At 62.1% G+C, this 23349-nt stretch carries 21 protein-coding genes; 7 read left to right on the top strand and 14 right to left on the bottom strand.

The window, feature by feature from the left end; genetic code table 11:
- The first annotated feature begins 77 nt into the window (after positions 1-77).
- A complete protein-coding gene (locus B0919_RS05200; RefSeq protein WP_139361922.1) occupies positions 78-767 on the top strand; it encodes a hypothetical protein in 690 nt (229 codons plus the stop codon).
- A gap of 44 nt (positions 768-811) precedes the next feature.
- The gene (locus tag B0919_RS05195) at positions 812-1684 is read left to right on the top strand and encodes a nucleoside phosphorylase (RefSeq protein WP_078011157.1); all 873 of its coding nucleotides are present in this window, start codon (positions 812-814) and stop codon (positions 1682-1684) included.
- 210 nt (positions 1685-1894) lie between these two features.
- On the opposite strand, the gene B0919_RS05190 is transcribed toward B0919_RS05195, so the two are convergent.
- Complete coding sequence (locus B0919_RS05190; RefSeq protein WP_078011156.1) at positions 1895-2194, bottom strand: hypothetical protein; 300 nt, start codon at positions 2192-2194, stop codon at positions 1895-1897.
- Positions 2195-2303: 109 nt separating this feature from the next.
- Positions 2304-3320: an acyl-CoA reductase gene (locus B0919_RS05185; RefSeq protein ID WP_078011155.1), complete on the bottom strand. Its 1017-nt coding sequence runs from the start codon at positions 3318-3320 to the stop codon at positions 2304-2306.
- A gap of 176 nt (positions 3321-3496) precedes the next feature.
- Between B0919_RS05185 and B0919_RS05180 the strand changes: the two genes are divergently transcribed.
- On the top strand, positions 3497-3847 hold the full coding sequence (locus B0919_RS05180) for a 4Fe-4S dicluster domain-containing protein (protein ID WP_078011154.1): 351 nt from the start codon (positions 3497-3499) through the stop codon (positions 3845-3847).
- A 257-nt stretch (positions 3848-4104) separates the two neighbouring features.
- Here B0919_RS05180 and B0919_RS05175 read toward each other — a convergent pair whose 3' ends face one another.
- Together B0919_RS05175 and B0919_RS05170 are read right to left on the bottom strand one after the other, a co-directional pair.
- Positions 4105-5322, bottom strand: coding sequence for an N-acetyl sugar amidotransferase (locus B0919_RS05175; protein ID WP_078011153.1), 1218 nt, complete (start codon positions 5320-5322; stop codon positions 4105-4107).
- Positions 5323-5389: 67 nt separating this feature from the next.
- Complete coding sequence (locus B0919_RS05170) at positions 5390-6331, bottom strand: carbon-nitrogen hydrolase family protein (RefSeq protein ID WP_078011152.1); 942 nt, start codon at positions 6329-6331, stop codon at positions 5390-5392.
- Positions 6332-6578: 247 nt separating this feature from the next.
- On the opposite strand from B0919_RS05170, the gene B0919_RS05165 reads away from it, so the two are divergent.
- On the top strand, positions 6579-9209 hold the full coding sequence (locus B0919_RS05165; RefSeq protein WP_078011151.1) for a valine--tRNA ligase: 2631 nt from the start codon (positions 6579-6581) through the stop codon (positions 9207-9209).
- Positions 9210-9425: 216 nt separating this feature from the next.
- Here the strand turns inward: B0919_RS05165 and B0919_RS05160 are convergent, their stop codons facing one another.
- The 3 genes from B0919_RS05160 to B0919_RS05150 form a co-directional block, all read right to left on the bottom strand.
- Positions 9426-9644 (bottom strand): hypothetical protein, encoded by a 219-nt coding sequence (locus tag B0919_RS05160; protein WP_078011150.1) that lies wholly within the window; start codon positions 9642-9644, stop codon positions 9426-9428.
- A gap of 68 nt (positions 9645-9712) precedes the next feature.
- A complete protein-coding gene (locus B0919_RS05155; RefSeq protein WP_078011149.1) occupies positions 9713-11116 on the bottom strand; it encodes a dihydrolipoamide acetyltransferase family protein in 1404 nt (467 codons plus the stop codon).
- 193 nt (positions 11117-11309) lie between these two features.
- A complete protein-coding gene (locus B0919_RS05150; protein WP_078011148.1) occupies positions 11310-12569 on the bottom strand; it encodes a competence/damage-inducible protein A in 1260 nt (419 codons plus the stop codon).
- 134 nt (positions 12570-12703) lie between these two features.
- Between B0919_RS05150 and B0919_RS05145 the strand changes: the two genes are divergently transcribed.
- Positions 12704-13570 carry a DUF4197 domain-containing protein gene (locus B0919_RS05145; RefSeq protein WP_078011147.1) on the top strand — a complete coding sequence of 289 codons (867 nt, stop codon included), beginning with the start codon at positions 12704-12706 and terminating at the stop codon, positions 13568-13570.
- Positions 13571-13658: 88 nt separating this feature from the next.
- A complete protein-coding gene (locus B0919_RS05140) occupies positions 13659-14417 on the top strand; it encodes a DUF4197 domain-containing protein (protein ID WP_078011146.1) in 759 nt (252 codons plus the stop codon).
- Positions 14418-14498: 81 nt separating this feature from the next.
- Here B0919_RS05140 and B0919_RS05135 read toward each other — a convergent pair whose 3' ends face one another.
- From B0919_RS05135 to B0919_RS05110, 6 genes are all read right to left on the bottom strand, one after another.
- Entirely contained in the window at positions 14499-14873 is a 375-nt protein-coding gene (locus tag B0919_RS05135; RefSeq protein ID WP_078011145.1) for a hypothetical protein, read from the bottom strand.
- Positions 14874-15087: 214 nt separating this feature from the next.
- Positions 15088-15717, bottom strand: a complete 630-nt coding sequence (locus tag B0919_RS05130) for an ABC transporter ATP-binding protein (RefSeq protein ID WP_317043882.1) — start codon at positions 15715-15717, stop codon at positions 15088-15090.
- A 102-nt stretch (positions 15718-15819) separates the two neighbouring features.
- On the bottom strand, positions 15820-16617 hold the full coding sequence (lpxA, locus tag B0919_RS05125; RefSeq protein ID WP_078011144.1) for an acyl-ACP--UDP-N-acetylglucosamine O-acyltransferase: 798 nt from the start codon (positions 16615-16617) through the stop codon (positions 15820-15822).
- 111 nt (positions 16618-16728) lie between these two features.
- Positions 16729-18123 carry a bifunctional UDP-3-O-[3-hydroxymyristoyl] N-acetylglucosamine deacetylase/3-hydroxyacyl-ACP dehydratase gene (locus tag B0919_RS05120; RefSeq protein WP_078011143.1) on the bottom strand — a complete coding sequence of 465 codons (1395 nt, stop codon included), beginning with the start codon at positions 18121-18123 and terminating at the stop codon, positions 16729-16731.
- A 119-nt stretch (positions 18124-18242) separates the two neighbouring features.
- Positions 18243-19292 (bottom strand): UDP-3-O-(3-hydroxymyristoyl)glucosamine N-acyltransferase, encoded by a 1050-nt coding sequence (gene lpxD / locus B0919_RS05115; RefSeq protein WP_078011142.1) that lies wholly within the window; start codon positions 19290-19292, stop codon positions 18243-18245.
- A gap of 342 nt (positions 19293-19634) precedes the next feature.
- Positions 19635-20867 (bottom strand): HD domain-containing protein, encoded by a 1233-nt coding sequence (locus B0919_RS05110; protein ID WP_078011141.1) that lies wholly within the window; start codon positions 20865-20867, stop codon positions 19635-19637.
- Between the two features lie 351 nt (positions 20868-21218).
- On the opposite strand from B0919_RS05110, the gene B0919_RS05105 reads away from it, so the two are divergent.
- Positions 21219-22790, top strand: a complete 1572-nt coding sequence (locus B0919_RS05105) for a PglZ domain-containing protein (RefSeq protein ID WP_078011140.1) — start codon at positions 21219-21221, stop codon at positions 22788-22790.
- Between the two features lie 94 nt (positions 22791-22884).
- Here B0919_RS05105 and B0919_RS05100 read toward each other — a convergent pair whose 3' ends face one another.
- On the bottom strand, positions 22885-23256 hold the full coding sequence (locus B0919_RS05100; RefSeq protein WP_078011139.1) for a TonB-dependent receptor plug domain-containing protein: 372 nt from the start codon (positions 23254-23256) through the stop codon (positions 22885-22887).
- Positions 23257-23349: the final 93 nt, after the last annotated feature.

The raw sequence follows: 23349 nt of genomic DNA, 5'->3' as shown, positions 1-23349 counted from the left end.
GCTCCCTTGCTGGAACGTCACCAAAAACCGTGGCCACGGCCGCGGTTTTTTCGTTTTTTGCCCGACGTTTGCAGCTTATGGAAGCACCAGAAGCATACCAGGTGGAAAAATGGCTTTGGACGGACGCTGACTTCGACCTAATGGGCTGGCATGATGCATCTGTATATGCTTGGCGGTTGCTGGGACAGGAGCTGCTGCTGGATATTGACTACATCTTCCAGTGGAATCAGCCTGAAGTAGACGGCACCAGCTTTACCTTCTGGGTGGCACCGGCGACGCTTGTGTTTCTAGGTGTACAGAATGTAGAATTTGACTTTGATTTCATTGAAGGGTTATCAAAAGAAAACGCCCTTGAAATAGATGGAATAGAGCGGAAACTTGAAAACGAATGGATGATACAGTTGCGCAACGGTCACATGGGCTTTCAGGCTACCGGCTTCGAACAATACATTCGCCGAGCGCCCTCCTTCGAATTTGGTCAGCAGGTTTCTTTTCCTAATCGGGCCGGAAACTCCTTCGAGAAAGTAACCGGCGAAGCGCGCTCAGACGCATTCAACTTCGCCGAGTTTCGTACAAGCAACACTTGGCGCTTGTACCAAGTAATGCTAGCGCAAGCCCGCGTACGGCAGCAGCTAGATCAACTGCTGGACGAGCGCGCTGCCGGAAACATTGCCCTCAAACGTTTCCTGCAGCAAAAACGCGAATTGCAGGACCGTATTAATCACTTCGGAACCGAGTTGCGGGGCACCCGTTTCGACCGAAGCTAAACAGACCTTTCCAAACCTTCACTCTCACCCGAGCCCCTAGCGCCATGTCGATTCCCGCCTCGGAACTTATTCTGAACCGCGACGGCAGCATCTACCACCTGAATCTGCTGCCCGACCACATTTCCGATACCATCATCACCGTCGGCGACCCCGACCGCGTGGGCCTCGTGAGCCAGCACTTCGATTCCATCGAGACCGAAGTGTCCAAGCGCGAGTTTGTGACCCACGTGGGCTATTACCGCGGCAAGCGCCTCACGGTCATTTCCACCGGCATCGGCACCGACAACATCGACATCGTACTCAACGAGCTGGACGCGCTGGTCAACATCGACTTCGTGACGCGGCAGCCCCGGCCCTTGGAGGAGCGCATTGCCCTGCGCATCATCCGCGTGGGCACCAGCGGCTGCCTGCAGCCCGATATTCCCGTCGGCTCGCACCTGGTCACGGAGCACGCCATCGGGCTGGAGTCCTTGATGCAGTTTTATCCGCTGGTGGAAACCGGCGCCGAAGTGGAGTTTGCCACCGCCGTGCAGCAGGCCGTGGGGCTGGATTACCGCCCGTACTGCGTGCTCGGCTCCGATTTGCTGCGCGAGCAGCTCGGCGCGGGTATGTTCACGGGCAACACCGTCACCTGCCCCGGCTTCTACGGGCCGCAGGGCCGCTCGCTGCGCCTGGAGCTGCGCTACCCCGACTTGCTGGAGCGCCTGCGCCACGTGCAGTACAGCAACGCCGAAGGCACTTTCCGCCTGACCAACTTCGAGATGGAAACGGCCGGCTACTACGCCCTGGGCCGCATGCTCGGCCACGAAGTCGTGTCGCTGAACGCCATCGTGGCCAACCGCGCCACCGGCGAATTTGCCGAAAACAGCGACCAGACGGTCAACGACCTGATTGCGAAAACCCTGTCGCGCATCTAATCACGGATTTAGCCGGATCGGTCGGATTTCACGGATTTTGTGGACGATTGTCCGCTAAACAGCCCGGCCATGCGGCCGGGCTGTTTGCGTTTGTGCTTGGGACCATATCTGCTCAACCGCTTTCAAACGAAAGAGCCGAAGCTGTAAAGCTTCGGCTCTGTAATCGTTCACAAAATCCGTGAAATCCAAAAAATCCGGCTGAATCCGTGATTAATAGAAGTCAAACCCGATGATGGAGCGAATCGGGAGGGTGACGCCGGCTTTCAGGGTGAGGTAGCTTTCGTGCACGCCCCAAACGGTGGTTTGCACGCGCTTGGTCTGCCCGTCGGCGGTTTTGAAATAGATGTCGAGCTTACCGTGCTCGTTGTTGCCGAGGGCGCAGGCCCGGTCGGCATCGAAGCGGCGCAGCTTACGCTCGTCGGGGGTGTGAAGGACGTCTTCTTGGGGGAAGTGGAGGGTCGGAATCGTTTCTTTGGCAACGGTTTCGGCCGATTCATTGACAATGAGCATGGATGTCAGATCGGAAGGTTCAGTAAACGGAGAACAAACAACCGTGCCAAAGACGGCGCGTCCGGTGAAGGCTGCGTGAACGTCAGAAAAAGTGGCGCGGCTGGCTTTTCTACGATAACGACGTCAAAAAGGCCATCGTGTCGACGCCATCGGGGTAGTCGGCCACGCCCGGACACTGCGCCTGCCCGGCCGGTACCGAGCCCGGGTACCAGCCGTTGACCGATACCACCACCTGCGTTTTCTCAGCTATGTCGGTGAGTTGCTGACGCAAGTCCTGCTCGTCCTGGTACTCGCTGTAGTGCAGCACCGAAATGGGGGAGACGAGCTGTATGCTCTCGGTCAGCAGCAGAAAGCCGTTGTCGAGGTGCGGCACGCGGTTCACAAGCAGCAGGCTCTTCTGGTAGTCGTAGTTGTTGTGGTAGCGGTTGTGGTTATCGACGGCTTCCCAGGACTGCATGGCGTCGAGGAAGGGGCGGAAATCGTAGCCCGTCGGCACCAGCAGCTTCGAGACGTTGCGGCAGCCCAGGCCGTAGTACCGAAACACGTCGGCGCCGAAGTGGGCCAGTTCCTCGCGCGGCTCCAGGCCGGCAATGACGCCCACGCTGGAGCGGTTGCGGCGAATCAGGTGAGGCTTTTTGCTGAAGTAGAACTCAAAGTAGCGGGCCGTGTTGTCGGAGCCCGTCGCAATGAACGCGTCGGCCTCGCGCAGCATCTCCACGAAGCGCAGGCGGTCCTCGAAGCGCGGCTCGATTTCCAGCAGCTGCGCGCCCACCCACCGGAGCAGGATGTTGTCGTCGGCCGAGAGCTTGGCCAGTAGCGTATGGCCGCTCAGCAGCACGCAGAGCATATCGTGAAAGCCCACCAGGGGAATGTTGCCGGCCATCACCACGCCCACGCGCCGCGGCTCGCCCTGGGGCTCGGCGGGGTAGCGGGTGGCCCAGGCCGTCAGCGGCTCGGCATCCAGCAGCTCCGCTACGCCGGCGAAGGCCGCGCGCACGTTGGGCTCGTCGAACCACGGGTTGTGGTTGCGGGCGCGGGCCGCGAGGGAGTACAGTTCGTCGTCGGAGAGAGTGCGCAGGCGCTGGCCAAGGCGGATGAAAGCCGCGAGTCGTTCGGCGTGGGTCATAGAGTAGCAAAAGCGGGAAACGAAGCCGAAAGTTCGCAAGAAAGCGCGGCCGGTACTACTTTTGCCGGGCTGTGCGCACCGCGCCTGCGCGTACGTCGGGTGGAGTGAGCAAACCTCAAGCCCCGGCCGCTGCGTATCAGCCTTACTTCGAACTCTCAACCTGACGACCTACGGCCATGGCCATCATGATTACCGACGAGTGCATCAACTGTGGTGCCTGCGAACCGGAATGCCCCAATAACGCCATCTACGAAGGCGGCGCGAACTGGCGCTGGGCCGACGGCACCATGCTGAAAGGCACCGTGGAGGTGGATGGCGGCAAGCAAGTCGACGCTACCTCCCCCCAGACGCCCGTCTCCGACGAGTACTACTACATCGTATCGGACAAGTGCACCGAGTGCGTGGGCTTCCACGAAGAACCTCAATGCGCGGCCGTCTGCCCCGTCGACTGCTGCGTGGACGACCCCGACTACCGCGAAACCCAGGAGCGCCTGCTGCAAAAGAAAGACTGGCTGCACGTGGCCTAAATCACGGATTTAGACGGATTGTTCGGATTTCACGGATTTGGTGGACGATTGTCGTCCGGACGAAGAAGCGCCACGGCTTTGAGCCGTGGCGCTTCTGTTTTAAGCTGCCGGTAAGGACAACTGACTGGATATTTGGTCATCCTTCGGGCGGTGCGGCGTAAACGAAGTGGTGCCACGACTTGTAGAGTCGTGGCACCACCTGGACGACAATCGTCCACCAAATCCGTGAAATCCGATGAATCCGTCTAAATCCGTGATTATGTGCCGCAGTTAAAGTACTTGTCGTAGGCCGACTCGGGCAGCAGGCGCAGCTTGCTGGCTACTTTGATGGGCCAGCGCAGCAGCCGGATCAGGGAGTAGTTGTTGGGATAGTCGCGGAACGTTTTGACCGGTGCATTCACGATCTGCTCGAACTCCTCGCGCGTGAGGCCCAGGCGCTTGATGCACAAGTTGATGACCTTCTCGTCCTCGATGGCGTTGACGTGCTGGCACTTCGCCAGCGCCGTTGCGCGCGTCATCTGGCCCGAACGCACCAGCGCCGAGTAGTTGAACAGGCGGCGGTCGATGCCAAACTTGACGCGGTTCAGGTAATAAATGACGCTCTGGTAGAGGTCGTCGAAGTAGTGGGCGCCGGGGTTTACCCAGTCCAGTTCCCGCTCCAGCAGCTGGTCCACGTCGGCCCGCACGTAGGGCACGTGGTAGAGCAGGGTGACCGTGCGGATGCCGCGCACCACCGCGTAGTAGAACATTTCCTTCAGGTCCAGGTTGAAGCCCGGATCGGTGGGGCTCCACTTGCGCAGCGGTACCGTACCGAACTGCCGGTGCACGGCCTTCAGGTACTTGCCGTCGAGGAAGTTCCACGACAGTGGCGCAATGCCCTCGGTGCGAAACGACTGCCCGATGATGATGCGCTGCACGCCTTCCTTGGCCGCCACGCCGTACAGGGCCGTGGCAATGCCCACGTCGGTGCCCTCCTCGATGTCGGGCGTCGAGGCCTTCAGAAAGGCAATCTTCAGGTCTTTCGACTCGCGCCAGTCGGAGGTGATGGTGCGCAGCTCCACGCCGAGCTTGCGGCAGGCCTTCACCATGTTTTCGCCGGCTACGGGGTTGCCGAAGCCGTCGTTGAAGTGCACGGCCAGGGGGCGCAGGCCCAGCTTCACCACGCAGTACCACAGCGTAAAGCTGCTGTCGCGGCCGCCGCTCACGCCCAGCACGCAGTCGTATTTCTTGCCGCGGCCGAGGCGTTTCATGTCATCCGCCGCCTCTTGCACGTAGGCTTCGCCGGCGGCGCCCAGCGGGTTGTCGCGCTCCATCTTGTCGTGCAGGGCGCAGAAGTTGCACTCCCCCGAGCTATCGAACTGAATACCAGGCACGGTGGTATCCATGATGCAGCGGGTGCAGCACCGGTAGCCGGGGTGCGGGGCCGGCCGGTCGATGGGTGAGTCGATGGTGGCCGTAGCGGGGGTGGTTGGCATTGGGTAAACGTGGGTCGATAGGCGAAAAAGGCGCTGGGTGGGGCGCAGACTGGAGGGAAGGCTTAAGTTACGGAAGTTCGTCGAAGCGGTAGCCGCGCTGGCGCAGGCGCTCCGTGATGGCAGTACCGCGTTCCGGGCGGTGGGGGCGGGGCAGGTCGGCCACGATCAGCTCGCCGGCAAACTCGTTGAACTTGCCTTGGGCCTGTACGCCCTCCGCCGACACGGCCAGCGAGCAGCCGATGCTCTTCTTGCCTTCGTAGGGCCCGCCCACGATGTAGCCCACCGAGGTAGTGCCCACCACGACCACGTTGTAAAGCGAGGCCAGAATCTGGTAGGGCTTGATCCACTTCTCGCGGTACGGGTCGTCTTCCTCCGTGATGGAGTAATCCACCGTCCAGGACGAGGGCGAAAGAATGATTTCGGCCCCCATACGGGCCAGCGTGTGCCCGATGGGCAGCCCGTCGAGGTAGTTGTCGGCGCAGATGTTCAGCCCCAGCCGGCCCAGCGGCGTGTCGATGACGCCCAGCGTGGTGCCGACTTCGTAGAACGGCTGCTCGACGGTGAGCAGATTGATCTTGTGGTACTTCAGCAGAACGTCGCCCTGCGGATTGATGAGCACGGCGGCGTTGTAGATGCGGCCGTCGGGGGCGCGCTCCGTGAGGCCGGCGCACACGTAGATGCCGTGGCGGGCGGCTTCCTGGCAGAGGCGGTCGGAGTAGGGACCGGGAATGGGCTGGGCTTCGGTGAGGGCGCTGGGGTGCGTCCAGGCGAAGTCCAGGGTTTCGGGCAGCAGCACCAGGTCGCAGCGTTGCTCGGCGGCTTCCTGAATCATGCGGGCGGCCCGGTCGAGGTTGCGCAGCGGCTCCCCGCCTTCCACCAGCAGCTGGCCCATGCCTACGCGGATGGTGCCTTGGTGCGGCGCATTGGCGGCGGGAGCGGAAGAAGCCGGAGCGGAAGCAGCGGCGGGAGCCGGAGCAGGTTTTTTCCAGCGACTAAACAAAGTAGACATCTGAACTCGTTGGCGGGGTACGGGCAGAAACTGGCTACCTAAAAGTAAGTCGCCTTCGGCAATTCTTGCCCAGCTTTGGGTTTGGCAGCAACGCAAAGCTATGATTCCTGGAAGGGTTCAACGTTAAAGCTGCATTAAATCCAAAACAGGGAAACAGCTGTTCAGCACCGCGGCCGGGCTGCCGAGTACTTCCGCCCCCGGTCCGAAATGCCTACTTTTGCCGATTCCGAACCGATTTCACCCGACTATGTCCATCCCAAAGACCTACCAGCCCGCCGAGGTAGAAGACAAGTGGTACCAACGCTGGCAGGAGCAAGGCTTTTTCTCGTCGAAGCCCAACCCGCGCAAACCGGCCTACTCGGTGGTCATCCCGCCCCCGAACGTAACCGGCGTGCTGCACATGGGCCACATGCTGAACAACACCATTCAGGACGTGCTGGTGCGCCGCGCCCGCATGCAGGGCAAGGAAGCCTGCTGGGTGCCCGGCACCGACCACGCCTCCATTGCTACCGAAGCCAAGGTGGTGCAGATGCTCAAGGAGCGAGGCATCGAGAAAAAAGACCTCTCGCGGGAGGACTTCCTGAAGTACGCCTGGGAATGGAAGGAGAAGTACGGCGGCATCATCCTGGAGCAGCTCAAGAAGCTCGGCGCCTCGTGCGACTGGTCGCGCACGCGCTTCACCATGGAGCCGGACCTGACCGAAGCCGTGCTGCGCGTGTTCGTGGATCTGTACCGCAAGGGCCTGATCTACCGCGGAATTCGCATGGTGAACTGGGACCCGCAGGGCCGCACGGCGCTGTCGGATGAGGAGGTGATTCCCAAGGACACCATGGCCAAGATGTACCACCTGCGCTACCCGGTAATGGGCCGCGAAGGAGAGTTCATCACCGTGGCTACCTCGCGCCCCGAAACCATCATGGCCGACGTGGCCGTGGCCGTGAACCCCAACGATGAGCGGTACACGCACCTGCACGGCGCCAAAGTGCAGATTCCGCTGCTGGGCCGCGAAATTCCGGTGATTCTGGATGAGTACGTGAGCATCGACTTCGGCACGGGCGCGCTGAAGGTGACCCCGGCGCACGACCTGAACGACTACGAGCTGGGCCTGAAGCACAACCTGCCGGTTATCGACATCCTCGACGACTCGGGCTTCCTCAACGAGAAGGCCGTGCTCTACGTGGGCCAAGACCGCTTCGCCGCCCGCCGCACCATCGTGAAGGACCTCGACGAAGCCGGCCTGGTGGTGAAGGTGGAGGAGTACGCCAGCATCGTGCAGACCTCGGAGCGCACCGGCGCCGTCATCGAGCCGCGCCTGTCCATGCAGTGGTTCCTGAAAATGGCCGACATGGCCGGCCCCGCCCTGGAGGTGGTGGAGGACGACCGCGTGAAGCTGCACCCCGCCAAGTTCAAGAACATGTACCGGGTGTGGATGGAGAACGTGCGCGACTGGTGCATCTCCCGCCAGCTCTGGTGGGGCCAGCGCATCCCCGCATACTACCTGCCCGACGGCACGTTCGTAGTGGCCCTCAGTGACGAAGAAGCCCTTCAACTGGCGCGTGAGCAGAGTGGTAATGAGTCGCTGCAGATTAGCGACTTGCGCCAGGACGAAGACGTGCTCGATACCTGGTTTTCGTCGTGGCTGTGGCCGATTTCCGTGTTCGACGGCTTCAAGGACCCGGACAACGCCGACGTCAACTATTACTACCCCACCGACGACCTCGTGACGGCCCCGGAAATCCTGTTCTTCTGGGTGGCCCGCATGATTATGGCCGGCCTGGAGTACCGCAAGGACGTGCCCTTCCGCAACGTGTACCTCACCGGCATCGTGCGCGACGCCCAGGGCCGTAAGATGAGCAAGAGCCTCGGCAACTCGCCCGACCCGTTGGACCTCATTGCCCAGTACGGCGCCGACGGCGTGCGCACCGGCATGCTGTTCTCGTCGCCGGCCGGCAACGACCTGCTCTTCGACATCAAGCTGGTAGAGCAGGGCCGCAACTTCACCAACAAGCTCTGGAACGCCTTCCGCCTCACGCAGGGCTGGGAAGTGGATGCCGCCCTGCCCTTCGCCGGCGAGCGGGCCGCCGAGTGGTTCCAGGCCAAGCTGCAGGCCACGCTGACTGAGCTGGACGAGCATTTCGCCAAGTTCCGCATGTCGGACGCGCTGATGACCATCTACAAGCTGGTGTGGGACGACTTCTGCTCGGTGTACCTGGAGATGATCAAGCCCGCCTACCAGGCACCCATCGACGCGGAAACGTTGCGCCGCACCACCGGCTTCTTCGAGCAGCTGCTGAAGCTGCTGCACCCCTTCATGCCCTTCATCACGGAGGAAATCTGGCATCACCTGGCCGAGCGTGGGCCCAAGGACTACCTCTGCGTGGCGCCCTGGCCCAAGCAGCAGCCCGTGGCCAACGGCGCCGAGCTGCTCAGCCGTATGGAAAAGGCCCTGGACATCGTGGGCGGCGTGCGCACCATCCGCAACCAGAAGGGCCTCGGCCCGAACAAGGCGCTGACCCTGGCCGCCAAAACCGACGACGCGCAGCTGCTGCAGGACTACGACGGCATCATCCGCAAGCTGGCTTCCCTGACGGAAATCAGCGTGGTGGACGCCGCGCCGGCCGCTGCCGTGGGCTTCGTATCCGGTGGGGCCGAGTTCTTCGTGCCGATGGAGGGCCAGATTGACCTCGGGGCCGAGAAGGAGCGCCTGACCAAGGAGCTGGAATACGCGCAGGGCTTCCGCAAGTCGGTGCTGCAGAAGCTTAGCAACGAGAAATTCGTGCAGAATGCCAAGCCCGAGCTGGTAGACAAGGAGCGGCAGAAACTGGCCGACGCCGAAGCTAAGATTTCGGCGCTGGAGCAGAGCCTGGCCGCGCTGTAATTGCCTTTTCGGCTTCGGCTGATACGAAACCGGCTGCCTTCCTTGCGGAGGGCAGCCGGTTTTGCTTTATAGCTGATTGATTGGGAAATCGTCTGTCATCCTGAGCCGCAGGTGGAGGGCTTTATCCCGCCAGAACGAGTCGTTGTGACGATGGTCGCTCAACGCGGTAAGGTCCTTCGCCTGCGGCTCAGGATGACGTTCTGTTTGCCCCAGACCTTACTCCTGCTCGCCCGGCACCGGTTGCCCGGCCGCCGCGGCCTTGGCGCGGTTCTGCGCCGTCAGCTGGTTTTGCAGCTGAAAGGTTACCTGTTCGCAGTCGGCTACGTGGCGTTTGGCCTGGGCCAGGTCCCGCTCGGCGGCAGAGAGCCGAAAGTAGAGGTAAATGATCAGGGCCAGCGAAATGACCAGCGCCCCGAGGGTGATGAAGTTTTTCATAACCGGCAGGAAGTCAAAAAGAAAAGCCCGCCGAGGTGACGGGCTTGTTCAAGTGAGGTAAAGCGTTACTAGATGGTCGTGTTCGGGTCGAACTGCTCCAGGTAGTCAGCTACGCGGCGCACGAACATGCCGCCGAGTGAGCCATCGACTACGCGGTGGTCGTAGCTGTGCGAGAGGAACATGAAGTGGCGCACCCCGATCAGGTCACCCTGCGGCGTCTCGATGACGGCGGGCTTCTTCTTGATGGCGCCCACAGCCATGATGGCCACCTGCGGCTGCATGATGATGGGCGTGCCCATCACGTTGCCGAAGGAGCCCACGTTGGAGAGCGTGTAGGTGCCGCCTTCCAGGTCCTCGGGCTTGAGCTTGTTGGCCCGGGCACGGTTCGCCAGGTCATTCACGCGCTTGGTCAGGCCGTTCAGGTTCAGCTGGTCGGCGCCGTGAATCACCGGCACGATGAGGTTGCCCGAGGGCAGGGCCACGGCCACGCCCACGTTGATGTCGCGCTTCTTGATGATGTAGTCCCCGTCAACGGACACGTTGATGTTCGGGAAGTCCTGGATGGCGCGGGCAATGGCCTGCACGAAGATGGGCGTGAAGGTGAGGTTTTCGCCCTCGCGCTTTTTGTAGGCGTCCTTGTGCTTGTTGCGCCAGTTCACGATTTCGGTCACGTCGGCTTCCACGAAGGAGGTAACGTGCGGCGAAATGCGCTTCGAGTCGACCATGCGCTGGGCAATCATCTTGCGCATGCGGTCCATCTCCACCAGCTCCTGGTTGCCGCTGACCGACGGAGCCGGCTTGCTGGCCGGGGCGGCCGCCTGCTGGGCCACGGGAGCCGGAGCCGCTGGTGCCGGAGCAGCCGGCTGGGCCTGAGCGGCCGGTTGGGCCGGGGCCTGCGGAGCTGAAGCAGCCGGAGCCGCGGCCGGGGCAGCTTGCTGGCCGCGGTTGGCTACGTAGTCCAGAATGTCCTTCTTCGTCACGCGGCCGCCTTGGCCGGTGCCGGGCACACGCTCCAGATCGGCCATGGAAATGCCTTCTTCGCGGGCGATGTTGAGCACCAGCGGCGAGTAGAAGCGGCCGGGAAGGGCTTCGCCGAGCTGAGCGCCACCCGCGTTGGCGGCGGCCGCAGCGTTCGGCACGAAGGGCACAGCGGCAGCGGCTTCGGCTTCTTGGGTTTCCTGGGCAGCGGCGGGTGCTGCGGCAGGGGCCTGGCCGTTGGAAGCCGCGGCGGCGTCGGTTTCGACGATGGCAATGGGGGCGCCTACGGCTACCACCTGGCCTTCTTCCACCAGGATCTGCTGCAGCACGCCGGCGTGGATGGCGGGCACTTCGGTGTCCACTTTATCGGTAGCCACTTCCAGCACCGATTCGTCCTGCTCAATGGTGTCGCCCACCTGTTTGAGCCATTTCAGGACGGTGCCTTCCATGATACTTTCGCCCATTTTGGGCATCACCATTTCCACTCGTGCCATGCGGAGGTTGCTTTGAAGAATTCGGGGGTGGGAAAGGAAGCTTGATCTGTTCGGAGTCGATTCGCGGCTGGGGAGGCCGAAATCGGGGCCAAAGGTAGCGGATTTGGCAATTGCCGCGTAATCGGAGCCGAACACTTGTTAGGTTGAGCCCAAAAAAGCGCTTGGCTGCCCCCGTGAACGTTGATTTGGCCGTTTAGTTGGCTGCCGGCAGGTGCTGGCGCACCAGGTTCAGGGCCACGGTGCTGATGTATTCGATGTTGAGCTGGCGGCCGCGGTTGAAGCTGACCTTGCGCGCCACCGTCTGGTGCGCGTCGGCGTAGGCCAGCCAGAAGGTGCCCACGGGCTTCTCGTCGGAGCCGCCGCCGGGGCCGGCAATGCCGCTGGTGGCCACGGCCACGTCGACGCCCAGGGTGCGGCGCAAGCCCTCAGCCATTTCGCGCACCGTTTGCTCGCTCACGGCCCCGTACGATTCCAGCGTATCGGGGCTGACTTCCAGCTGGCGGATTTTCACGTCGTTGGCGTAGGCCACCACGCTGCCCTGGAAGTAGGCCGAACTGCCCGCCACGCTGGTCAGGCGCTGGGCAATGGTGCCGCCGGTGCAGCTTTCGGCCGTGCCGATGGTCAGGCCCCGATGCTGCAGCATAGCGCCCAGAGCAGTTTCCAGGTTGATTTCGCCCTCGGCAAACAGGTAGGGGCCCAGCAGAGCGCGCACAGCGGGCAGCTGGGCTTCCAGGCGGCCGCGCAGGTCAGGCTGGCCGTCGTCGGTGGCGGTGAGGCGCAGGCGCACGCCGCCGAGGTAGGGCAAGTAGGCCAACTTCATGTTGGGCGGCAGCTGCGCTTCCCAGTCGGCAATCTGCTCGGCCAGAAACGACTCGCCCTGACCGACAGTCTGCAGCACGGCGTGCTCAATGGGCGGCACCTGAAAGTGCTGCTGCAGCTTGGGCAGGACGTGGGTGGCCATCAGGTGCTTCATCTCGAAAGGCACGCCGGGCATCGACACGAACACCACGCCGTCTTCGCCGTCGAACCACATGCCGGGGGCCGTGCCCACGGTGTTGCGCAGCGGGGTGCAGGCGGTGGGCAGGAAGGCCTGCTGGCGGTTAACTTCCAGCATGGGACGGTTGAATCGGGCAAAAATGGCTTCCACGTCGCGCAGGGAAGGTTCGTACAGGGCCAGCTCCGAGTGGAAGTAGTGGGCCAGTACGTGCTTGGTCAGATCATCCTTGGTGGGGCCCAGGCCGCCGGTCATGAGCACTACCTGGGCGCGCTGCCGGGCCTCATCGAGGGCGCGCACGATTTCCTCGGCGCGGTCGGAAACGGAGCTGATCTGGCGTATACGCAGGCCGATTTTGCCCAGTTCCTGGCCCATCCAGGCCGAATTGGTGTCGATGACTTGGCCGTAGAGCAATTCGTCGCCGATGGTGATGATTTCGACGGCTGGCGTTTGTGGCATAGCGAAAGAAAATGGAGGGACGGGGATTTCGGCGCAATTTGCGCACGGCGTTTGTAAGACCGCGCCGACGACGTTTGGTTTGGCTTAATTCCGGGCTCACGTCTCTTTCACCTGCCTTTCCTCAACTTCACCGCATGAAGCCCACTTCTTACTCCGCTTTCGTTCTGGCCCTGGGCCTGCTCACCGCCACCGATCTGTCGGCCCAGACCAAGCCGAAAACCACGGCCAAAACGACGACTACCAAAACCACCACGGCGAAGAAAACCACCGCCAAGGCTCCCGCCAAAACGACGGCCAAAACCACCACCGCTAAGACGACTACCACGAAGGCTGCCACCACAACCAAAGCCGCGCCGGCCCCCGCCGCGGCCCCGGCGCCCGTGCCGCTGACGGCCGATGAAGCCACGGCTGCCGTGCGCGAAGCCGTGACGCTGAGCATCACCCGCGCCATGCAAGCCGGCGCCGAGGCCGACGCCTTCAACGGCAACCCCGACATCCGCATCCCGTTTCCGCCCGAGGCCGAACTGGTCAACACCACGCTGCGCGGCCTGCGCATGGGCGCCGTCATCGACAAGTTTGAGGTGCAGATGAACCGCGCCGCCGAAGCCCTGGCCGCCAACCCGCAGACGCAAACCGTCTTCGCTAACGCCGCCCAGCGCTACGCTGTGGCCGACGGGATGGCCCTCGTGAACACCCGCGAGAGCCGGGCCATTGCGCAGCAGTTCAAGCAGCAACAGCTGGCGCAGGTGCAGCAGGAATTGCGCCCCCTGGTAGATGCGGCCCTGGAGCAGACCGGCGCCAAGCAGGCCTACGGCGAGCTGATGCTGCGCTACAAGAAAATACCACTGGTCACGCCCATCAGCACCAACCTCACCGACTACGTGTCCGGTAAGGCCTCCGAAGGCCTGTTCACGCTGATTGCCGACGAGGAAAGCCGCATCCGCCTGAACTCCTCGGCCCGCAGCACGGCCACGCTGAAACGCGCCTTTGATCAGCAGTAAGAGCAAGCCCGCACCACCGGCCGTCGATTTTGGTCCGGTTTCTGCCTTTCCCGCGAACTGAATGCCCGCTCACGGGATTTACCTCGTCATGAAGAATCGTTTCTCCGCCGCCCTGTTCGTTGCTGTTGCTTTGCTGGGCGTTTCTACGGCCCAGGCACAAATCATCAAGCTGCCCAAAATCGGCAAGATTACCCTGCCCAGCACCACCAAAACCGGCAGCACCGGTACGGGCAGCATTACCCAGCAGGAAGCCGCCCTGGGCCTGAAGGAAGCCCTGACCCTGGGCATCAGCAAAGGCGCCGACCAAGCCTCACAAACGGACGGCTTTTACCTGAACAGGCTCATTCGCATCCCGTTTCCGCCCGATGCTCAGCGCGTGGCTACTTCGTTGCGGGCCATTGGCCTGGGCGGGGAAGTCGACAAGTTTGAGCTGGCGCTGAACCGCGGTGCCGAACAGGCCGCCATCAAGGCCAAGCCCATCTTTATTTCGGCCATCAAGAGCCTCACGTTTTCGGATGTGTGGAATATTCTGACGGGCCAGAAAGACGCGGCCACGCAGTACCTGAAGCGCACCACCACCACGCAGCTGGTAACGGCCTTTTCGCCCATCATGCAGCAGGCCCTGGACCAAACCAGCGCCACGAAGTACTACACCTCGCTTGTGTCGCGCTACAACCAGATTCCGCTGGTGCGGCCCGTCAACCCGAACCTGAACGAATACGCCACCGGCAAGGCCGTCGACGGGCTGTTCACGCTTATTGCGCAAGAGGAGGCCAACATCCGCGAAAACCCGGTGGCGCGCACCACGGACCTGCTCAAGCGCGTGTTCGGCAGCAAGAAAAGCTAAGGAGCTGCCTAGTAAGCCCACAAAAAAGCCCGCTGAGCATGCTCAGCGGGCTTTTTTGTGGGCTTACTACCCGGGCATCGGTTAATAGTCGTCGTCATCGTCGCGGCCGCCGCGGCGGCTGCGGCGCTGGGCCTCGTAGCTGTCCTCGTCGTCCAGGCCGAGGTCGTCATCGTCGTCATCCAGGCCGCCGTAGCGGTTCGAGCCTTCCGGGTCTTCCTGGGCTTCGGCAGCCGAAAACTCGTCTTCCGTCAGGTTGGCCAGGTCCAAGGCCTCGTCGTGCGAGGAACCCGTGTCGCGCCACATGAGGTAGTCGGCGTACTTGGCACCGAGGGAATCTTCGGAAGAAGCGCCCTTGCGTCCACCGCCGCGAGCCGACTTGGCGCCGCCTGGTGGGGTATCCAGCTCGTCGTCGTCATCGAGCAGGTCGTCGTCGTCGAAGTCGTCGTAGCTTCTCATCAGAGGAGTAAGGTAAGTGTTGTAGCGGTGGCAAAAGTAGGGCGCAAAGCCGAATTAAGCCCCCAAACGCAGGTAATTGAAACGGGGTTACACGTATTTTTCGGCCACTACCATGGCCTGATTTTTGGGCCGCACCCACGCCGAAACAACGCCACTGCACCAGGCTGTACGGGTTGAGCTTACCCTAATTTAAGCAAGATGCGGCAAGGATACGCTAGCGGCGCGGGGCAAAATCCGTTACCGTGAGACGCTCCTGGCAGAAGGCGTACTCCTCCTCCACATTGGAGCTGACGAGCACCAGCCGGCCCGCCGTGGTGGCCGCCACGTGCTCGTGGTACCAGGCCACGCCGGTGCGGTCCAGGTTGGTAGTAGGCTCGTCGAGCAGCAGCAGCGGGGCCTCGGCGTACAGGGCCAGCCCGAGCTTGACGCGCTGCTTCATGCCCGAGGAAAAGTCGCGGATGAACTTGTGGCGCGCGTGCGGCAGCTGCAGCAAATCAATGAATTGCGCGTCCGAAAGGCCGGCGCGCAACCGCCGAAAACGGGTGTGAAAACGCACCAGCTCGGCCAGGGTCAGCTCCTCAATCAGCTCCAGGTAGGGCGCACACAGCGACAGCTGCATGGCTACGTCCTCGGGGCGCAGCGCGCGGCCACTGAGCGTGTAGCGCACTTCCCCGGCCGAGGGCAGGGTATACGCGGCCAGCACTTGCAGCAGGGTGCTCTTGCCCGAGCCGTTGGGCCCCAGCAGGGCCACGGCCGAGCCGGGCTGGAACGTGCGCGTCAGGTCCCGGAAAATCCAGTCGCGGCCGAAGCGTTTGCCCAAGCCCTGGGCCTCAATCTGCACCATAAGAGAAGTGAGAAGCGAGATAGGAGAAGTGGGGTTGATGACATCGTTCCACGGGTCGTGACCGGCGTCTGTCTCACTTCGCGTGTCTCACGGTCTCAGGCCTTAGTCAGCCCCGTTGCCGTTGCGCGAATAGCCTTTGATAATTCCACGGCCGGAGTTGCGCACGAAGTTTACCACTTCGTCGCGCTCGGGCGAGGGGGCCAGTTCCAGCTCGATCTGGTCCAGGGCCGCGTTGTTGTTCAGCCCGCTCAGGAACAGGAAGCGGTAGCACTGCTGCACCTGCATGATCTTCTCGTCGGAGAAGCCGCGGCGGCGCAGGCCCACCGAGTTGATGCCGGCGTAGCTCAGCGGCTCGCGCCCGGCCTTCACGAACGGGGGCACGTCCTTGCGTACCAGCGAGCCACCCGAAATCATGGCGTGGGCGCCCACTTTCACGAACTGATGCACGGCCGAGGTGCCGCCCACAATGGCAAAATCGCCGATTTCGACGTGGCCGGCGAGCTGCACGGCGTTGGCCAGGATGCAGTGGTCGCCGATGATGCAGTCGTGGGCCACGTGCACGTAGGCCATCAGCAGGCAGTCCGAGCCAATGATGGTGCGCATGCGGTCGATGGTGCCGCGGTTCACCGTCACGCACTCCCGGATGACGGTGTTGTCGCCGATGTGCACGGTGGTTTTCTCGCCCGCGAACTTGAGGTCCTGCGGCACGGCGGCAATCACCGCCCCCGGGAAAATCTTCACGTTTTTGCCGATGCGCGCACCGGCCATGATGGTCACGTTCGGACCAATCCAGGAGCCTTCCCCAATTTCAACGTCGTGCGCAATCGTGGTAAACGGCTCCACGACTACGTTTTGCGCAATCTTAGCCTCCGGGTGGATGTAGGCGAGCGGTTGAGTCATTTAGGCAATGAACAATTAACAATGAGCAAGGATCAATGCACAACGATTGGGCCGTAACGGCCGCACTCTGTGTTCATTGATAATTGTTCATTGCTCATTGATAATTGAAGGTTAGGCGTCTTTGCGAACGATGCTGGCCGACATTTCGGCCTCCATCACCACTTTCCCGTTGACGAAGGCCTGCCCGCGCATCTTGGCAATGCCGCGCTTGATAGGCGAGACCAGCTGGCACTTGAAGATGACCGTGTCGCCGGGGATAACCTTGCGGCGGAAGCGGCAGTTTTCGATGCCGAGGAAATACGTCCAGTAATTTTCCGGGTCGGGCACGGTGTTGAGCACCAGAATGCCGCCGGTCTGGGCCATGGCCTCGATCTGGAGCACGCCGGGCATCACCGGGTTGCCGGGGAAGTGGCCGGTAAAAAACTGCTCGTTCATCGTCACGTTCTTCACGCCCGTCACCGTGGTGCCGTCGAGGTGAATGATTTTGTCGATGAGCAGGAAGGGGTAGCGGTGGGGCAGGATCTGCGCTATCTGGTTGATGTCCATCACCGGCGGCCGCGCAGGGTCGTACTGCGGTACCGGCGACGAATCCACCTCCATCATCTTCTTCTTGATCTTCTTGGCGAAGGCCACGTTGGCCGCGTGCCCGGGCCGGGCTGCCAGGATCTGGCCTTTCAGCGGCCGGCCTACCAGGGCCAGGTCACCCACCACGTCGAGCAGCTTGTGGCGGGCCGGCTCGTTTTTGTGGCGCAGGTCCACGTTGTTGAGGATGCCTTCCTTCTTCACGGCCACTTTGGGCTTGCCCAGCATGGTGGCCAGCTCGCCCAGTTCTTCCTCGCTCACCACGCGGTCGACCACCACAATGGCGTTCGACAGGTCGCCGCCCTTGATCAGGTTCGACTTGTAGAGGGCTTCCAGCTCGTGCAGAAAGCAGAAAGTGCGCGAGGCGGCAATGTCGTCGGCAAACTGCGTGATGTTCGTCAGGGAGGCGTGCTGCGAGCCCAGAACCGGCGAATTGTAATCCACCATCACCGTCACGCGGTAGTCGTTCAGGGGCAGGGCCGCAATTTCCACGCCGCGCGCGTTGTCCACGAAGCGGATTTCGTCGGGAATCTCGAAGTAGTTGCGCAGCGCGTTCTGCTCTTCCAGGCCCACTTCCTGCAGCGCCTCCACGAAGGGCAGCGAGGAGCCGTCCATGATGGGCGGCTCGGGGCCGTCGAGCTGAATCAGCACGTTGTCGATTTGCAGGCCCACCAGGGCGGCCAGCGTGTGCTCCACGGTATTCACGCGGGCGCCGTTCTGCTCGATGGTGGTACCGCGGGAGAGGTCCACCACGTTGTCCACGTCGGCGTCGACGGTGGGCTGGCCCTCAAGGTCCATGCGCTGAAACTTGAAACCGTGGTTGGCCGGGGCCGGGCAGAAGGTCATGGTGGCCTGTACGCCCGTGTGCAGCCCCACGCCGCTCACGGTCACCGGGGCCTTAATCGTATGCTGTTTGTCGAACATGGTGTCAGTTGGGAGTCGGCCGCGGCAGTTGTCGGTTGCCAGTTCGGGGCGCAAGACCGGTTAACGGTCCTGACCACTGACAACCCCCAACAGATAACGGCCAACATCGGCCCGCAAAGCTATGACTTTTCCGCCGCGTCTGGCTTCTGCTGGGCGCGTTCGAGGTTGAGCACGCGGCGCTCCAGTTCGGGCAAATGGCGGAATACGGCGTTGGCGCGCAGGGAGTCGCGCAGGTTGAAGGCCGGTGCACCCTGCAGGACAGTGCCCTCTTCCTTCACCGATTTGCCCACGCCCGACTGCGCCGTGACGGTGGTGCGGTCGGCGAGGGTGAGGTGCCCGGCCAGGCCTACTTGGCCGGCCAGCACGCAGAAGTTGCCCACTTTGGTGGAGCCGGAAATACCCGATTGGGAGGCCACCACCGTGTGCCGGCCGATTTCCACGTTGTGGGCAATCTGCACGAGGTTGTCGATTTTGGTGCCCTCGCGCAGGATGGTCGAGCCCATGGTGGCGCAGTCGATGGCGGCGTTGGCGCCCACGCTCACGTTGTCTTCCAGCACCACGTTGCCGATCTGCGGGATGGCGCGGTAGGAGCCGTCGGGCTGCGGCGCGAAGCCGAAGCCATCGGAGCCGATAACGGCCCCGGCGTGCACCACGCAGCGCGACCCGATAACGGTATCGGCGTAGATTTTGGCCCCGGCGTAGATGATGGTCCCGTCGCCGATGCGGCACCGGTCGCCGATGGTGGCGTGCGGGAAAATGAGCACGCCGCGGCCGATCTGGCAGTTTTCGCCCACGTAGGAGAAAGCGCCGCGGTAGCCGTCGTCGCCCACGGTGGAACCCTGGCCGAGGAAGCAGGGCTGCTCCACGCCGCGCTTGCCGGCGCGGGTAAACTGCTGGTAGAACTCCAGCAGCTGGGTAAAGCCCGTGTACGGGTCGTCGACGCGGATGAGCGCGGCCTGCACCGGTTGCTTCGGCTCCAGCCCCCGACTCACGATGACGGCCGAGGCCTCCGTGGTGTAGAGGTAGGGCTCGTACTTGGGGTTCGACAAAAACGCAACGGCGCCCGCGCGGGCTTCTTCGATTTTGGCGAGCCGGTCGACGCGCAGGGAGGCGTCGCCCTCCACCGTGCCGTTCAAAACGCCCGCAATCTGGCCTACCGTGAATTCCATAGACGGCAAAAGTAGGGCAAAGAGACGGAATGGCGGTTCGGGTGGTTTACGCAACGGTATCACCCCGCCGTCATGGCGAGCAAGCAAGCCGGTTCACCCCGCTGTCATTGCGCGCAGACACGACAGTAGCACCGGCAGTCATTGCGAGCAACGCGAAGCAATCCTTCCTCCCGCGGCACGACGGTATTATTGGCAGAAATCGAAAACGGCAACGCCCGAACCCCGCGTCAACAGGGTTCGGGCGTTGCCGTTTTCGGTTGGTAGGTACTGTCTCGGTGGTGCTGCCAGAGGAAGGATTGCTTCGTCCTTCGTCCTCGCAATGACAGCTGGGGCGGCCGTTGGCTAGGTAATATCCTTGGGGTAGCAGACGTAGTACTTCTCCACGCGCTTGCTCAGGGAGCTGATGTTGGGCAGGTCCGACGCCTGGGCCACGTCGATGACGTGGCCTCGCTTGGTGAGCACGTTGATGGCGTCGTCGCCGGTGGCGTCGTAGGCGTGGTTGCTGATGCGGCCGGCAATCATGAGGGTGGCGGCTTCGGCCATGGGCAAGCGGAAGTGCTCGGCAATCAGCTCGGTGATGCCCAGCTTGAAGTCCTCGTCGAGCGGGGCGTTGTCGAGCGTGATTTTGAAGAGCCGGCGCTCCAGCAGGCTGTGGGCCAGGAAAGACAATACGAAATCGGGGTGGGCGGCCCAGCTTTTCACGGCCGACCAGATATCGGTGTCGTCGAGGCGCACGAAGCGCTGCATGATGGCCGCGTCCTGCTCGAAGTCGAGCATGCGCACCGGGTTCAGCAGGAAGTAGCTCAGCTCGGGCGAGGCGGGCACCAGCACGCCGGAGCGGGCCAGGTCGCGGGCGCGCTCCATGAGGCGGATGACCATTTGCTCGGCCGAGGTGACGGCCTTGTGCATGTACACCTGCCAGTACATCACGCGGCGGCTCACCAGGAAGTTTTCGATGCTGTACACCGCCTTTTCCTCCAGCACCAGCCGCTCGTCGTGGCTCACGGTGAGCATTTTGATGAGGCGGTCGGCGCCGGGCTGGCCTTCCTTCACGCCGGAATAGAAGGAGTCGCGGTTGAGGTAATCGAGCCGGTCCATATCCAGCTGGCTCGACACGAGCTGGTGGAAGAACGGGCGCGGGTAGGAGCCCTGGAAGATGTCGATGGCCAGCTGCAGGCGGCCGCCAAACTCGTGGTTGAGCAGCTCCATCAGGTGCAGCGAAATCCGCTCGTGCGGCACGTCTTCGAACAAGGCGTGCTCCAGGGCGTGGGAGAGGGGACCGTGGCCGATATCGTGCAGCAGAATGGCAATCTGGGCCGCCTCGCCTTCCTGGGCCGTGATGCGCACGCCTTTGTCTTTGAGCGTGCGCAGCGCCAGCGACATCAGATGCATGGCGCCGAGCGCGTGGTGAAAGCGCGTGTGCAGGGCACCGGGGTACACAAAATCCGTCAGGCCGAGCTGCTTGATGCGCCGCAGCCGCTGGAAGTAGCGGTGCTCGATGAGGTCGAAGATCAGCTCGGTGGGGACGCTGACGAACCCGTAGACCGGGTCGTTCAGGATTTTTCGCTTGTTCAAGGGGCGCAGAAGAGATTTGGCGGCCGAAAAGTAGTCGGATTCGGTGGTACGGAAAGCACGCGGGTAGGGTCAGAACTGAAACAAGCGCGACGTCTGAATAATGTCGGAGCTAGTGGATCAAAGCCGGGCATTGGTCGAGGCCTCGGCTACATAGCGCCGGCCGAATGCAACCCTAAGCCCCGGTTTGGGGTTACCTTTTCTCCAAGTGCTGATGCCTGACGCACGGCGGCTGTATCATAAATCGGCCCCGATACGTTAGGTTGCGCACCGCAATAGGGGCGGTGCCGCCCGTTTCCCTGCCGCAAGTGGCCTTTGCACGCCGCACATCCTCTCAACCCCGAACTCAACTGCATGCAACGTTACAGTATCCTCTGGGCCGACGACGAAATTGACCTCCTCAAGCCGCACATCCTGTTTTTGAAGGAGCGCGGCTACGACGTGACGGGCGTCAATTCCGGCGCCGACGCCATCGAAGAGGTCCAGGAGAAAACCTACGACCTCGTCTTCCTCGACGAGAACATGCCCGGCATCACGGGCCTCGAAGCGCTGTCCGAAATCAAGGCCGCCAAGCCCACGCTGCCGGTGGTCATGATTACCAAGAGCGAGGAAGAGCACATCATGGAGGAGGCCATCGGCTCCAAGATTGCCGACTACCTCATCAAGCCGGTGAACCCCAACCAGATTCTGCTCTCGGTGAAGAAGGTGCTCGACAACAAGCGCCTAGTGTCCGAGAAGACGAACAGCTCCTATCAGCGCGACTTCCGCCAGCTGGGCATGCAGCTCTCCGACCGCCTTTCGCCCGCGGAGTGGACCGATGTGTACAAGAAGCTCACGTACTGGGAGCTGGAAATCAACGAGACGGAGGGCAAGAGCATGGCCGACGTCTTCAACATGCAGAAGGACGAGGCCAACACCTACTTCGGCCGCTTCATCACGGAGAACTACGAGGACTGGGTGAACGGCGACGACAAGGACGCCCCGCTCATGTCGCACCAGCTGTTTAAGGAGCGCGTGTTTCCCTTTATGAAGCAAACCGGCGACACGCCCGTGTACTTCGTGCTCATCGACAACCTGCGCTACGACCAGTGGAAGGTGCTGGAGCCCATTATTGCGGAGATGTTCACGGTGGACACGGAGGAAATGTACTACAGCATCCTGCCCACCACCACGGCCTACGCCCGCAACGCCATCTTCTCGGGCATGATGCCCGGTGAGATTCAGAAAAAATACCCCAACCTGTGGGTGTGGGACGACGACGACGAGGGCAAGAACCTGCACGAGGCGGAGTTCATGGAAATCAACTTCCAGAAGAACAACCAGAAGCAGAAGTACAGCTACAACAAGGTGACCAACCTGCAGGCCGGCAAGGACTTGCTGGGCAAAATGCCCAACCTGCACAACAACTACAAGCTCAACGTCATCGTCTACAACTTCGTGGACATGCTCTCGCACGCCCGCACCGACATGGCGATGATTCGGGAGCTGGCCGCCGACGAATCGGCGTACCGCAGCATCACCCGCTCGTGGTTCCTGCACTCGCCGCTGTACGAGATGCTGCAGGTCATTGCCGACAAGAAAGGCAAGCTTATCATCACCACCGACCACGGCACCATCCGCTGCAAGCGCCCCTACAAAATCGTGGGCGACCGGAACACCAACACGAACCTGCGCTACAAGCACGGCAAAAACCTGGGCTTCGACGAGTCGCGCGACGTGTACGTGGTGCGCAAGCCGGAGCGCGTGTTCCTGCCGCGCGAAAACGTGTCGACGGCCTACGTCTTCACCCTGGGCGACTACTTCTTCGCCTACCCCAACAACTACAACTACTACGTGAACTTCTACAAGGACACCTTCCAGCACGGCGGGATTTCCCTGGAGGAGTGCATCATCCCCTACATCACGCTGAGCGCGAAAGGGGCGTAGGCAGTAAGCAGTAAAGCACAAAAAGGCCGGTTACACAACCGGCCTTTTTTTGTGCTTAGAGGAGGATATTGAGCTGCCTCCTGTCTCTGAATGCTCAGCGTTTGCGCCGTGCGGAAGGCTTGGTGGTTATTAGCACAACTCCGTTGCGGCCCAGCTCCCCGTACAGGGCCTGGGCCTGCCTAATGCGCAGAACGTCGATTTTCTGAATCTGATTAGGGTTGAGAGTCTGGAGTAACTCCTGCGAAAGAAGTTGCCCATCTACTACATACAGCGGTTCATGGCCGGGCCGGATGGTGGTGGTGCATACCAGCCGAATGGACACCGGGCGGGCCGTGTCCGGGCGCTGCGCCAAGGTGGCTTGCTGCGTGGCCTGGAGCGGCTCCTGCGCCCGGGCGGTTCCGCTGAATGCCAGCAGCGCTGCAAGGAGAGCTGTTACGAATATCGGGCGCAACTTTGGGCGTGGCATAACTATCAAAACGGAGGTTTTGCTGGGTAGATGCGACCTTGGGGCAGATTCCATACAGTATACGACCAGCAGGGCGCTTAGCAGCTTTTCGGC

The organism is Hymenobacter sp. CRA2 (assembly GCF_002007105.1).
In the GTDB taxonomy this organism is placed as follows: domain Bacteria; phylum Bacteroidota; class Bacteroidia; order Cytophagales; family Hymenobacteraceae; genus Solirubrum.
This window is presented reverse-complemented; position numbering and strand designations above follow the sequence as displayed.